This is a genomic window from Pseudomonadales bacterium (assembly GCA_024234615.1).
Lineage (GTDB): Bacteria > Pseudomonadota > Gammaproteobacteria > Pseudomonadales > IMCC2047 > JAJFKB01.
In genome coordinates, this window is record JACKNY010000002.1 from 126,928 (window position 1) to 140,621 (window position 13,694).

Consider the following 13,694-nt stretch of genomic DNA (forward strand, 5'->3'; position numbering starts at 1 on the left):
ATACATACCTGTAATAAGTTTTTCTGGAACTCTGTCAAAAAGGATACTGCTGCTGGCCCTGCTGAATTGTCACCCACTTCACTTCGGTCACCTCCTCCATCGCATAACGTCCGCCTTCCCTGCCCAGCCCTGAATGTTTGATGCCGCCGAAAGGAACAACTGCCTCATCGCGCACCGTCGGCCCATTAATGTGACACATACCGGATTCAATCCCACGCGAGATTGCCATGGCTTTTTGTAAATCATTGGTAATCACCGCCGAACTCAAACCATAGTCGCTGTCATTAGCGATTGCCAAAGCGGCTTCATAGTCAGCTGCTTTAATTACTGAGGCGACCGGGCCGAAACATTCGGTTTTAAAAATGCTCATCGCTGGCGTTACATCAGCTAATACTGTCGGCTGAAAAAAGCTATCGACATAGGTGCCCCCCGTCATTAGCTTAGCACCTTCGGCAACTGCCTGATCTAACTGATCCCGGATAAACTGAGGCTGTGTGGGTCGAATTAGCGGGCCAATCAGAACTTCAGGGTCACGCGGGTTACCGACTTTCAAGCCGGATACTTTCTCGGCAAATTTCTCACAAAAACGATCATAAATTCCTTGCTCCACAATCACTCTGGAACCGGTCATGCAAATCTGGCCTTGGTGGAAAAAGTTACTGAACGCCGCAGTATTGACGGCGTAATCAAGATCCGCATCATCGAGAATAATCAACGGGTTTTTGCCGCCAAGTTCCAGTGCACATTTAGTAAAATTTTTGGCCGCTTCGGCAGCGATAATGGCACCAACCTTACTCGACCCGGTAAAGGTCACCAGCTTGACGCGCTTATCGGCAATCAGTGTATCGCCCAAATCCCCACCCGTTGACGGGATTACATTAAGTACACCGGGAGGTAATCCCGCCTCGTGAAAAATTTCAGCAATTTTCAAACCAATCACTGGTGTCACCTCGGAGGGCTTTAGAATAACCGCATTTCCCGCTGCTAATGCCCAGCCAATTTTGCGCATCGCCAGTAGCAATGGGAAGTTAAAAGGCGAAATCGCCAACACCACACCCAATGGCTGGCGGATACTATAGGAAAACACACCCGGTAAATTCGACTCAAAGGTTTCACCGATAACACGCCGCGCCTCACCCGCCATTGCCCGGATAAAATCCGGTGTATGACTTGCTTCATAGCCCGCTTTAAGCATGGTGGAACCGGCTTCATCAATTAGTAAATCCATCAGTTCTTTTTGCTTCGAGGCCATCACATCCGCCGCTTTCATCAGCACTGCTTCACGGGCGGCGGCAGGCATTTTGCTCCAGACATTGAAGCCTGCCTGCGCCGCGTCCAGCGCTTTTTGTGCATCTACCACCCCGGCCTGATGCACCTTCGCAAAAACCTCGCCCGTGGCCGGGTTTAGACTATCGGCTGTTTTACCTGAGGCTGCGGGGGTATAACCGCCGTTGATAAAAAGTTGATACTCGCTCATTCGAAAGCTCCTCGCCTATTTCCCGGCTGAATATCTAACGTTCGACTAATGCCGAACCTAGGTTAACGAACTCTTAAATATAGATTCCCGATTTACCGGGCGCGATAATTCCATTAGGGTCTAGCGCACGTTTAATTTTACGTTCCACGTCCTGCTTCACTGGCCCAAAGGTCTCCGCCACTTTCTTCATGTAGGCAGTATTGGTGCGATAAGAACCATACCCCTGCTTGGAAAACTCATCCAACAACTTATTAAAACAAGCATTCGCTCGCTCTCTTTCCGCCACGTTGGTACGATCAAACAGCAGGTCGATGATATGGTGCATATCACGCCAGCCAACTACGAATTCCGCCACATAATCGAAACCGAATTCACCGAGAATATCCTGCGCCAGTTTCATCTGCTTCAATGTTTCCGAACCCCTGGCCTGGGATACCGGCGCGAACCAGCTGGAACCCCCGCCCCCACGCCAGTTATAGAGCCCAAATTCACGTAGTGTCATATCACCACGCATCAGAGAAGCGCGATACTGAAACACTGGGTTATCGCCCAACTCGGCCTCAGTCAGTATTTCTCCGCCAATCGATTTAAATGCCTGCGATACCATCTTCCAGTTCAATTCAACCTGTTCTGCTGTCCCGTACAAACCAGCATAAACCGACCAAGCACCTAAATTATGTTCTCGACGAATTTGTGCAATCGCCGCATCGGAAATAGAACCATCGCCAGTATAGTAATCTTTACGAACCACCGTGGAGCCCGCTTCCCACAATGCATGAGCAATGACCACCGCATTGGGTATCACCTGGGCTATGCGCAGTGGCCGAATTGTCTCGACGATTTTAACGATATCACCATCGTCGGGAAATTTAACCATAAAGGGTTTAAATGCCGGTGGTGCTGGCATCAACCATAACCCCAGTTTGGTAACGATACCCATGTTCGATTGGGTAAAAATACCATCTAAATAAGGCCCGTAGCCCCATTTAAATACTTGCCAGGTATTGGAGTTAGGCACGCCACCCATTCCAGTCTTGAGCACCTGGCCATCGGCCATGACCACTTCCATACCACAGGAAAACAGAAAATGTTCGCCATAGGGTGTATAGCCAATACCCCGGTCAACGGTATTACCCAATGGCCCGGCGATGGCAGAGGGCGCCGGGCAGGACAACCAAAGAGGCAGCTTCCTTTCACTGATATAGTCGTGTAACTGTTGGAAGGTGACGCCCGGTTCAACTAGAGCGGTACAGAGGTCTGCATCCACATCGATAATGCGGTTCATTTTGCGCAAATCCAAGATCATCTGCCCTGGCGTTGCCGGGGCGGCAGAACCATAGCCCAAATTTTTTCCGGTTGAAATCGGCCAGACTGGCACCCGATACTTGTTACAGATCGCCATGATGGCTTGCACATCTTCCACCGAATGCGCTACCAGCGCACCGGAAGGCTGATGCGCTTTGTCATCCACCGGCAACATAATTTTGCCATAGGACGTCAAACCTTCGGCGTTGATAATGACAGAATCCTTGCCAAGTAATGTTTCAAATTCGCTAATCGCTTTGCCGAAATTTTCCTTCGTGACACCTTCTGGCAGAATGCCAAATTCTCTTTTCATATTCATCTCTAATTCCCCAGCTCGAAAACTGATTGGATATTCATATCCGTATTAAACCTCAACCACGAAAGACACCAATGCGTCCTCCGCACTTGCCATCGTTGCACCTTGCCGACTGAAATTGCCTGCTTGACCCGCCGCCCATTTACCATTGGCAATTTCCGCGTAATAGGCTCCTATGGTGAAGGCCCAATCCCGCCCCCTGGATTGAACGTTGACCGGTTGTCGCTCTGTTGCATGATTTGGACGACCACAACAGATTTCCTCCAATAGATAACCCTCCGGATTTACTGCTAGGTGATTATCCAAAGCGGCGGCAACACCGGCAGATTCAGGCACAGTAACGAAACGGTGCCCTTTGGCATGATGACCGGTGATTAAAAAATGCGCTTTTTGATTCGCCAAAGTTGTCTCAAAAATGGCAAAACTGGCGTTATCCATCAGCCCAATCAACCGTTGTCCAGCATATTGTTGTATTGTCTGCTGCCACTCTTGCGGCTTAAACATCGCCAGGGCTTTTGCCTCTATGTTTGCGACCTGAGTCACACCGTAGGCAAACTGGGTGTTGCGTATACCTTCAGAAAATAATAGCGTAATAGGTTGACTAGTTTTGGAACCCGCAACTATGGGTAATACATAAATGCTCGACCCAATCACAGCCATGCCTTTAAGTGTGCCCTTTAAAAAGCGACGACGGCTAGAACAAGTCGTCATTTGCTACCCCCTTTGCTGCTTTCGATAAATGCAGCAAGACCAGTCAGTTCTTGATCGCTGATTTCGGTCGGGCGAAAAGCTGGCATGGCATTCAAACCATTACGCGCCACGTGCTGAATGTAGACACTCGGCAACTGACGACCCTTTAGCTGTGGCCCGATACCGGTGTCATGGCAGTACTGACACACAACTTGGTAAATGCCCTCACCACTTCGAGCTGGTTCAGCGGATTGTCCCGCTGGAAAGTAAACGACCAGACTCAACAGTAATAAGGTCTTTGCCGTCATTTTGAAAATACGCTGATACATTGTCACACCCCTTAGCGAGCTTTAATCAATAAGCCTGTAACAACCATCAATCCGCTTTAAACTATTCTGTAAGTTTTTTTGACCGACAAGGGCACTAGTTATAAGTGTTAGATGCGCCTTCGCCACCGCGCGAAAATCACAATAACATTACGCGGTATTTGGTCTTTTTAATTGTATTCGGACATCATGCGGGTACTTGCACGAGAGCGTCCTCTGCCATGTCTGACAGAGAACCTAATGATTGATGTATGGAGGGGAACAGTGTCTAGGCACTAAATGATTTGCGGTATTCTCCAGGACTCAGCACAAATTTTTTCTTGAAGGTGTGGCCAAAATGAGCGGCATCTTTGAAACCCCACATGTGCGCAATATCAGTAATACTGAAGTTATTGTATTGGCGACTTCTCAGGGCTTTTTCGCACTCCTCTAAGCGTCGGTTAATAATATACTGAGAGACCGTAAAGGGTTCCGACTTAAACAATTTATGCAGATAACGCGGAGTGATGGCATTAGCGGCGCTAATCATCACAATGGATAATTCTGGGTCAGTCAGCCGGTTATTAATAAACTGTTTCACCTGTAACAGATGACCCGCCTGTATCGATGACCCAGGTAAATGCTGCGGCATATGCTCATTCAGCGACAGCGCAATAAAATCTAATAAATTATCCGCAATCTGCTCCTTCAGCCTACCATTGAGCTCATCTTGATGCTTCCAGGCATTGATAATTAAATTTGAGAGAATGGCACTGACGCCAGTGTTACCATCCATTTTGATTCCGGCAAGTGCGTGCGCCCCAGGAGCAAGAGCGATCAAACGAGGAGTCGGAATTTTCACCACAATCATTTCATGCTGTTGCGAAAAATCCGGCACCAGATTGAGCTGCGAAGGGCGCGTACCATCACAAAGGGCCAGATCACCGCGATGTAAATGGATATCCTGGCTCGCCTGGCGTAACTGCGATTGGCCACGATACTGCAAATACAGTAGAAACAAATCTTCAGAGCTGCTGGAAATATTCGCACGGGTGCGACCAACGCAACTGCGCTCCGCACAAGCCGAAGAAATGGAAATATGGCCGAGATCACGCACCGCCATTTTTGCCGAAAAACCGCTATTCGCCGATTGTTTACCGGCCTTATGAACGGTCATTCCGGTATAGGTTTTACAAACAGCATCAACCCAATAGTCAAGCTGCTGCCGAGGCTTTAAACCACTGGTATTAAGGAAGTACTCCGTCACCTTGGTCACCACAGGTTTTTATTCTTATTATGGTTTTTAGGTTCCCTGAACAGGGAGAATATACTCCATGCCAGGCTTCCTGGTCAATCTGTCGCTATTTTCGCCGAATATTGACAGCCTCTTAATGTCTGCTCATTTGGCTGGTTGAGCACCGCCCAAGGATGAACCGCGATTAGGACTATGAACCGCAATGATTGCTTCTAGACCCGTTGCAAGATCATGCCGCTAAGCAACGTTTTTTGTCTGAATACGTGCCACCTTGTCGTCACGGCCGTAAAAACGATCTAGTAAAATCGCCTGTTGCTGCTGGGCCTGCACCACATTGTGTTTTTTGACATGACCAAACCCGCGTATCTTTTTAGGCAAAGCGGCAATTTCAACGGCGAATTCATAATTCTCATCGCAAAGATCGGCCAGCAGTTGGCGAACCGTCTGTCGGTATTCAACGATTAGCTCACGCTCCTGCCGCCGCTCCTGGGTATAGCCGAAGACATCCCAGCGACTACCACGCAAGCACTTCAATTTTGCCAACAGCTTGAACACCGTCATAGTAAACCCAGGAAAGGTACGCTTAATAAGATGCCCCGTGGTTGTATCTGTTTTAGCGAATAACGGCGGCGCCAGGTGAAATTTAAGTTTGAAATTACCCTCGAATTGCTTATTTAACTGCTTCGTAAATTCTCCGTTTGTATACAGCCGTGCGACTTCATACTCGTCCTTATAGGCCATTAGTTTAAATAAATTACGCGCGACCGCGTTGGTAAGACGGTTATCATTGGCTGAGAAATACTGCTGTTCGAAATTTCTAACCTCATCGACAAAGTGCTGATATTGCTCTGCGTATTTGGAATCCTGATAGTCCGCCAGGAAATTTTTGCGCCAAGCAATTACCGCATCCAGATCAACAAGAAAATTCCGGTTCGCTGTATCTAAGTTCGCTAAACGCAAAACCTGTTCCAGGTCATGGGCGGCATACCGCCCCCAATCAAAGGCTCGTTGATTAAATGCTACCGCCACATTGTTAAGCGTGATCGCCTGCCCGATAGCTTCTACCGAGACTGGAATTAGCCCTTTTTGGAAGGCATAGCCTAAGAGGAACATATTGCTTCCGATTGAATCGCCTAATAGCGCCGTTGCTATTGTCGTCGCATCAACAAAGCTGGCTTTTTCATCTCCCACTTCGGTCGCAATAGTTTTCCTCATCGCCTGCGTTGGGAACTCAGCATCGCCATTTTTGATAAAGGCTGAAGTAATCGACTCATGATCATTAATCACCGCAAAAGAGCGGTCGCGATGCAGTTTTGCCAAGGCGTCATCAGAATCGGAAACCACTAGGTCACAGCCCAACATCAAGTCAGCATCTCCAGCGGCAATACGCACCGCATAAATATCTTCCTGATTCCGCCCAATACGAACATGGCTCACCACAGCACCGAATTTTTGTGCCAGACCGGTTTGATTTAAGGTCGAGCAGCCTTTACCTTCAATATGCGCAGCCATCGCCAAAATCGCACTAATGGTAAGAACGCCAGTGCCGCCGATACCCGTTACCAGCACATTCCAAGGACGTTCGATTGAGGGCACCGGCGGTGAAGGCAAATCCAAATTCAACTCAACATTGGCTGATTTGCTTTTACGTAAGTCCCCGCCAATGACACTGACAAAACTGGGACAAAAACCCTTCAAACAACTGTAATCCTTGTTGCAGGCATTTTGATCGATGCTCCGTTTACGGCCCAGCTCCGTCTCTTTAGGTAATACCGACAGACAGTTGGACTGCACACTGCAATCACCACAGCCTTCACAGACATCTTCATTGATAAATACCCGCACCGGTGGATCTTCCAGTAAACCTTTTTTGCGGCGGCGACGTTTTTCCGCAGCACATGTTTGGTCGTAAATAATGATGGTGGTGCCCGGCATTTCTCTGAGCTCCTGCTGGATCGCATCAAAACGGTCGCGATGATCGATGGTCAACCCATCAAACTTTGGAAAATTGGCAGGATATTTATCGGGCTGATCTGTCACCACGGCGATACGTTGTATACCTTCGCCTCGGAGCTGATAAACTATTTTCTCAACGCTTAACTGACCATCGATGGGTTGTCCTCCGGTCATGGCGACAGCATCGTTAAATAAAATTTTATAAGTGATATTAACGCCCGCTGCATTCGCTGCACGAATCGCCAAATAACCGGAATGGAAATATGTACCGTCACCCATATTTTGAAAGACGTGCTTGGTCTCGGTGAAGGGCGCCTGCCCTATCCAGGTAGCACCTTCACCACCCATTTGCGTGAAGGTATCAGTGCGCCGATCCATCCAGGTCACCATATAATGGCACCCAATGCCCGCCATCGCCCGGCTGCCTTCCAGTACACGCGTGGAGGTATTGTGCGGACAACCAGAACAGTAATGGGGAGCGCGGTCTAACTTGCGGCGCGGCTGCGCCAGCATTTGCTCCTTGGCTTCCAAAAAAGCCAATCGCTCATGGATAATTTTGCTATCGTAAAATTTGGCGATACGTGACGCAATTGCTCGCGCCACCATAGCAGGGGTCAGCTCACCTAAGTTAGTCAGTAAATCTCTGCCATCTTCATCAAATTCGCCGAACACGCGCGGTCTTTCTGCCGTCGGCCAGTTATAGAGTTGGCCTGTCAGCTGATCCTCGATAATACTACGCTTTTCCTCAACGACTAGAATCTCATCAAGGCCTCTGGCGAACTCATGGGTGGAGACCGGCTCCAATGGCCAAGGCATGCCCACTTTAAATACGCGTAAACCAATTTCAGCGGCGTGTTTGGCGTCGATACCCAGATCTTCCAGCGCCTGCATCACATCGAGATAGGCTTTGCCAGTGGTAATAATACCCAAACGCGCGTTCTCGTTATCGACCATCACTTTATTAAGCCGATTCACCCGTGCAAAATGGCGTGCGGCATAGATGCGGTATTTATTCAGAATCCGCTCCTGTTCCAAAGGCGTGCTCGGCCAACGCCCATGTACGCCTTCTTCGGGCAACTCAAAATCTTCAGGAATAATGATCTGTACACGGTTTGGGTCGATATCCGCAGAAATAGCAGAGTCCATATTTTCCGTAATGGCCTTCAATGCTACCCAGCAGCCGCTATAACGCGACAGCTCCCAACCATAGATTCCCAAATCCAGCACCTCTTGCACATTGGCAGGGCTTAACACTGGCATGGATGCGCCGATAAACATATGCTCGCTTTGGTGCGGCAAGGTGGACGATTTACAAGCATGATCATCACCAGCAACCGCTAACACACCGCCATACTTGGAGGTTCCGAAAGCATTGGCATGTTTCATCACATCCATACTGCGATCAACACCCGGTCCTTTGCCATACCAGAGTCCAAACACGCCATCATATCTAGCACCCGGAAACAGGTTGACCTGCTGACTGCCCCAAATCGACGTCGCGGCCAGATCCTCATTCACCCCAGGCTGAAAATGAATATTGTGTTTCGCTAAATGCTGTTGTGCTTCCCACAGAGCCTGGTCGACACCACCCAACGGTGAGCCTCGATAGCCTGAAATAAATCCAGCAGTATTAAGCCCTGCCTGCACATCTCGCTGATGCTGCAATATGGGCAGTCGCACTAAAGCTTCAATGCCCGTCATGTAAGCACGGGTGTGGTCTAGCGCATATTTATCTTCCAGACTGATAGGACGTTGATTCATGAAAGATTCCCCCTGAGAAATCTAATCCCTTTCCCAGCGAAAAGGGTCTGAATAGACATTATTATAGACAGGTGAAATAGAATTTATATTCCTATTAATTCTTCATTTCTAATTTTATTGGTTATATTATCTATTTTTAGAGATTTTTTAGATTTTATATTTATGGATAAGAAAGATATCGAGATACTTAAACTTCTGCAATCGGATGGAAGACTCACCACTGCCGAAATAGCCGAGCGGGTCAATTTATCGCAATCACCCTGTTGGCGCCGGATTAGTCAGTACGAACAGGCTGGGATTATTGACAAAAAGGTACACCTGTTGAACAGAGAAAAACTCGGAATGGAAATGGTGGTTTTTACGTCCATTAATCTAGCTATTACCAATAGTAGCTCACTGGAACAATTTGAGCGGGCGGTGATTCGTTTTCCGGAAGTCATGGAGTGCTACACCATGACGGGCATGATCGACTACATGCTGAAAGTCGTGACCAAAGACATTCGCCACTACGAACTCTTTATCAGGAATCACCTAGCGCAGTTGCCCAATATCAGTGCGCTTCACTCGCATGTTTCGGTGACTAAAATCAAAGACACGACCGAGTTACCTTTGGAGACACAGCTTTAGATCAGCCGCGCCAGAGTTAAGCCCTTAGCCCTAAGACTTTCGCCGCCAGACAGCCTACAAGTATAGTTTTATCGACAGCCCACCATAAACATTCCGACCCGGCGCCGGTTCAAAATAACGTCCACCAAAGGCGTTAATACGTACGTTCGAGGGGTAGTCCTCATTGGTCAGGTTATTGACTCCGACAAAGGGCGTCAGCTCAACACCATCCAGCTGAAACTTCCAACCTAGACGTAAATTGGCTGAACGATAGGATTTAGTCTCTGCCGTATTAGCGTTATTGGCATAAAAGTGACCAACAAATAGGGTATCCGCCTCCGCAAAAAAGCCTGTTTGATGGAGATAGGTCAAGGATACATGCAACAACTGCTTAGGGATTCCCGGAATTTGATTACCATCAAAGCGCGCACCATTGGCGTCACTAAAGCGATCAAATTCAAAGTCAGAGTAAGTGTAGGCAAGCGCCGCATCCAGACCTTGCATCAGTTCTACCCCTAACGCCAATTCGAGCCCGTGACGGCTTGACTGCCCGGCATTCTCGAAAAAGGTTCGCCCCGGTGATTGCGCCAGCTCAAAGGGTGTCAGCTCATCCTCCACTTTGATGCTAAACAGCGCCACATCATAATTAAATCGTCCAGTTGCAGAGATGCCTTTCGCACCTATCTCATAGTTCATCGCTTCCTGCGGTTCGAGGCTCTGATTAAACCCGCCCCCTAGCGGGTTAGCAAACTCCGTAGTGGTTGGCGTTTCAAAGGAAGTGCCCAAACTGGCGTAGAGGTTCACCTCGTCGACAAGTCGCCATAGCAGCGCTAGACTGGCGCTCACCGAGTCCAGATCCCGGTTGCCGGAATCATCGCCATCGGTAATAAATTTATCCTCGACATCGAACGTTATCTGATCGTAGCGAAGTCCGGCAGTCAACTCAAAAGTATCGCTCAACGCTAATTCATTCTGCACAAACACACCTAAGCTAGTTACTTCCTCACGTTGCGCAAAAACCAGCGCCTGTCTGCTTCCATCATTATTGTTATAGCGTTTTCGATCATCCTCCTGCATATCATAATCGATACCTATAGTGATGCGATTATCTCTGCCCAATAGCGCAGTAGTGTTGGTGTATTGAAGTCCACCACCGAAGAAAGTTCTGTCGAACTGAACAATCCCACCATCGAAAAATGGCAGGCTATTTTCAAAATCTCGCCAAAGCACATAACTACGCGCGATAATTTCGCTCTCATCGCTCAACGATTTACGGTATCTAACGCCTAATTTTTGCTGTTCGATGGCTTCACCCGCATCAAAGCGGACATTCAGGTTACGCGCCTGTCTAGGATCGGCTTTAACGGCAGCGGCATCGATCCCGCCAGGGTCATCAGAGACAGGAGAATCAAACAGATTAATCAAAGTTGTAAGGTCAGAGGTTTCATCGAGCTGGATTCGCACACGACTATTAAAATTCTTATTTTCCGCATGGCTTTGCTCGCGGTAACCATCCAGCTCCATATAGGAAGCACTCAGCAGATAATCCCACCGCCCTGATTTCCCCGCCGTTTTAATCTGTGATTTTGCATAACCATATTCACCAAAGGCAGTACGTGCTTCAAGATAGGGCTTCTCTGGTGCTGGCTCAGTGGTAATATTAATTACACCTCCAGAGGCATTCCCATAAAGCGCAGAGCTTGGCCCTCTTAACACATCAATCTGGCCAATTGAGCTGATATCCACACTATCGAACTGCCCTTGCCCATCGGGCAGCGTATTGGGTATACCATCGACGAATATTTTCACGCCGCGCACGCCAAAACTACCGCGGGCACCCGAACCTCGTATCGAAACGCGCAGGTCTTGTGCAAAGTTATAGCGATTCTGTAAAAAGATACCAGGAATTCTAGTAAGCGACTCATCCAACCCCAGTTGTTGTTGCGCGAGTTGAATTTGCTGCTGATTCACCACACCTATAGCAGTAGGCAGGTTGAACGCCTCTTTCACTACCCGCGTCGCATTGACCATGACTTCCTCACGTGTTTCATGATTGCTGGCGGCGGTTGCAGCAGATCCTGTCAGCAGGGTTAAAAGCAAACAAGTAAAACCCCAAAAATATTCACTACGGATAACTTGAATTTTTCTTATAAACATTGACAAGGCCTAAAGAATTGGCAGGTTTAACACCCATTAAAACTTATTTAGTTCGATAAAATAACACAACCTTCAGCATTAGCGACCGTTTTCAATGGGCAGCCACATCAATGATGCGTCATTCCGTGGTTTGTACCCCAAAGCCCATGCGCGACACCACTTCAACCGAACGCTTATCGTTCTATTTTGGTAGATAAAATAATAGAGGACACCGTCTTCTCCACGCCGCTGGTACCACCTATTAAATCCAGGGTCTCGTCCAATGACTTGGTGGATTCCGCGCTTATAACGGCAATCATGTCGTAAATCCCATTGACGGCGTAAAGAGATTTAAGGTTGGCTAATTTACGCAACGCCCGCACGACCTCTGCTGACTTTTTTGGGTCGGTACTGATCATCACATGTGCCTTGATTTGACCTTCTGAAAACTCCTCGCTAAAGCGCACGGTAAAGCCCGTAATGACTCCCCGCCGCTGTAACCTTTCAATTCTGTCTTTCACTGTTGAGCGAGACAATTGCAGTTTACGAGACAATTCTGCCGTTGACTCCCGACTATTCGCACTGAGATAGCCCAATAATTCTTTATCTTTATCATCCAAAATCATTTTGGCGGTTTATCCGTTATTTTGTTTAAAATAAAACAGCATATTGATAGATTCAATTGTGTATTCTGATAAAAAAGCCACCTAAACTCAAGTACATAATGAGCAATTAGTAATGGAGGTGGACAATGTATGAAGTGCTGCTGCTAGGCGCAGGAAAAATCGGTGTGATTATTACCGAACTGTTAGCCTCTTCAGGAGATTACCGCGTCACGGTGGCGGATATGGATCAGGCCAACCTGAACCGTCTGCCACAGTATTCGAATGTAAAGCCCCTCGTTCTTGATGTCACCAATAAAGCCGACTTGATGGCGGCGCTGGACGGGAAGTTCGCTGCTCTTAGCGCCTGTCCATTTGATATCACGAAATATGTTGCCGAAGCGGCGGCTGAAGCCAAGGTACACTATCTCGACCTCACCGAAGATGTTGCCTGCACTAAACTGGTTAAATCTCTCGCCGCCACTGCCGAAAGTGCATTTATTCCCCAATGCGGACTAGCCCCGGGTTTTATCACCATTGCCGCTTACGAACTAACCAAACAGTTTGACGAGCTGAAAAATGTCCATATGCGAGTTGGTGCGCTACCAAAATACCCTTCAAATGCGTTGAAATATAATTTGACCTGGTCAACAGACGGGCTGATCAATGAATACTGTAACCCCTGTGAGGCCATTGTCGACGGCAAATTAATGGAAGTACCACCACTGGAAGAAGTGGAGGTGTTCTCCCTGGATGGCATTAATTACGAAGCCTTTAATACTTCCGGTGGCCTGGGCACACTGTGCGAAACACTGGAAGGCAAAGTCAGTAACCTCAACTACCGTACCGTGCGCTACCCCGGCCACCGCGACATCATGAAAATGTTGCTACAGGATCTCGGCCTTAAAGATCGTCGGCCACTATTGAAAGAAATTTTTGAGACCGCTTTACCGATCACCTATCAGGACGTCGTGCTGATATTTATCAATGTCAGCGGCAAGAAAAACGGTCAACTGGTACAAGAGTCTTACGCCAACAAAATCTATAGCCAAACCATTAACGGCAAACTCTGGAGTGCGATCCAAATTACTACCGCTGCAGGGATTTGTACTGTCCTGGATTTATTGGCTCAGGGAAAAATACCACAAAAAGGTTTTGTGCGTCAGGAAGACATTTCCTTTTCTGACTTTATGAATAATCGTTTTGGCCAATATTACGCCCAACAAACAGAACCAAGCTCAAAGGCCAAGGTCGCTTAGTTTGCGCCCCTTCATAGCGAAGCTGT

General features: G+C 48.0%; 10 protein-coding genes. 2 read left to right on the forward strand and 8 right to left on the reverse strand.

Annotated elements, in window-relative coordinates:
• Positions 1 to 34 precede the first annotated feature (34 nt).
• The 6 genes from H6995_09755 to H6995_09780 form a co-directional block, all read right to left on the reverse strand.
• Positions 35 to 1,477: an aldehyde dehydrogenase family protein gene (locus H6995_09755; GenBank protein MCP5215279.1), complete on the reverse strand. Its 1,443-nt coding sequence runs from the start codon at positions 1,475 to 1,477 to the stop codon at positions 35 to 37.
• Between the two features lie 73 nt (positions 1,478 to 1,550).
• Positions 1,551 to 3,095: an FAD-binding oxidoreductase gene (locus tag H6995_09760; GenBank protein MCP5215280.1), complete on the reverse strand. Its 1,545-nt coding sequence runs from the start codon at positions 3,093 to 3,095 to the stop codon at positions 1,551 to 1,553.
• A gap of 51 nt (positions 3,096 to 3,146) precedes the next feature.
• On the reverse strand, positions 3,147 to 3,809 hold the full coding sequence (locus H6995_09765; protein MCP5215281.1) for a hypothetical protein: 663 nt from the start codon (positions 3,807 to 3,809) through the stop codon (positions 3,147 to 3,149).
• Positions 3,806 to 4,096, reverse strand: a complete 291-nt coding sequence (locus H6995_09770; protein ID MCP5215282.1) for a cytochrome c — start codon at positions 4,094 to 4,096, stop codon at positions 3,806 to 3,808. The genes H6995_09765 and H6995_09770 overlap by 4 nt, the downstream gene beginning before the upstream one ends.
• Before the next feature lie 286 nt (positions 4,097 to 4,382).
• Positions 4,383 to 5,360, reverse strand: a complete 978-nt coding sequence (locus H6995_09775) for a helix-turn-helix domain-containing protein (protein MCP5215283.1) — start codon at positions 5,358 to 5,360, stop codon at positions 4,383 to 4,385.
• Between the two features lie 225 nt (positions 5,361 to 5,585).
• Positions 5,586 to 9,065 (reverse strand): indolepyruvate ferredoxin oxidoreductase family protein, encoded by a 3,480-nt coding sequence (locus H6995_09780; GenBank protein MCP5215284.1) that lies wholly within the window; start codon positions 9,063 to 9,065, stop codon positions 5,586 to 5,588.
• A gap of 162 nt (positions 9,066 to 9,227) precedes the next feature.
• On the opposite strand from H6995_09780, the gene H6995_09785 reads away from it, so the two are divergent.
• Positions 9,228 to 9,692, forward strand: coding sequence for an Lrp/AsnC family transcriptional regulator (locus tag H6995_09785; protein ID MCP5215285.1), 465 nt, complete (start codon positions 9,228 to 9,230; stop codon positions 9,690 to 9,692).
• Positions 9,693 to 9,746: 54 nt separating this feature from the next.
• Here H6995_09785 and H6995_09790 read toward each other — a convergent pair whose 3' ends face one another.
• A complete protein-coding gene (locus H6995_09790) occupies positions 9,747 to 11,828 on the reverse strand; it encodes a TonB-dependent receptor (GenBank protein ID MCP5215286.1) in 2,082 nt (693 codons plus the stop codon).
• A gap of 173 nt (positions 11,829 to 12,001) precedes the next feature.
• On the reverse strand, positions 12,002 to 12,433 hold the full coding sequence (locus tag H6995_09795) for an Lrp/AsnC family transcriptional regulator (GenBank protein ID MCP5215287.1): 432 nt from the start codon (positions 12,431 to 12,433) through the stop codon (positions 12,002 to 12,004).
• 125 nt (positions 12,434 to 12,558) lie between these two features.
• Between H6995_09795 and H6995_09800 the strand changes: the two genes are divergently transcribed.
• Positions 12,559 to 13,668 carry a saccharopine dehydrogenase family protein gene (locus H6995_09800; protein ID MCP5215288.1) on the forward strand — a complete coding sequence of 370 codons (1,110 nt, stop codon included), beginning with the start codon at positions 12,559 to 12,561 and terminating at the stop codon, positions 13,666 to 13,668.
• Positions 13,669 to 13,694 lie beyond the last annotated feature (26 nt).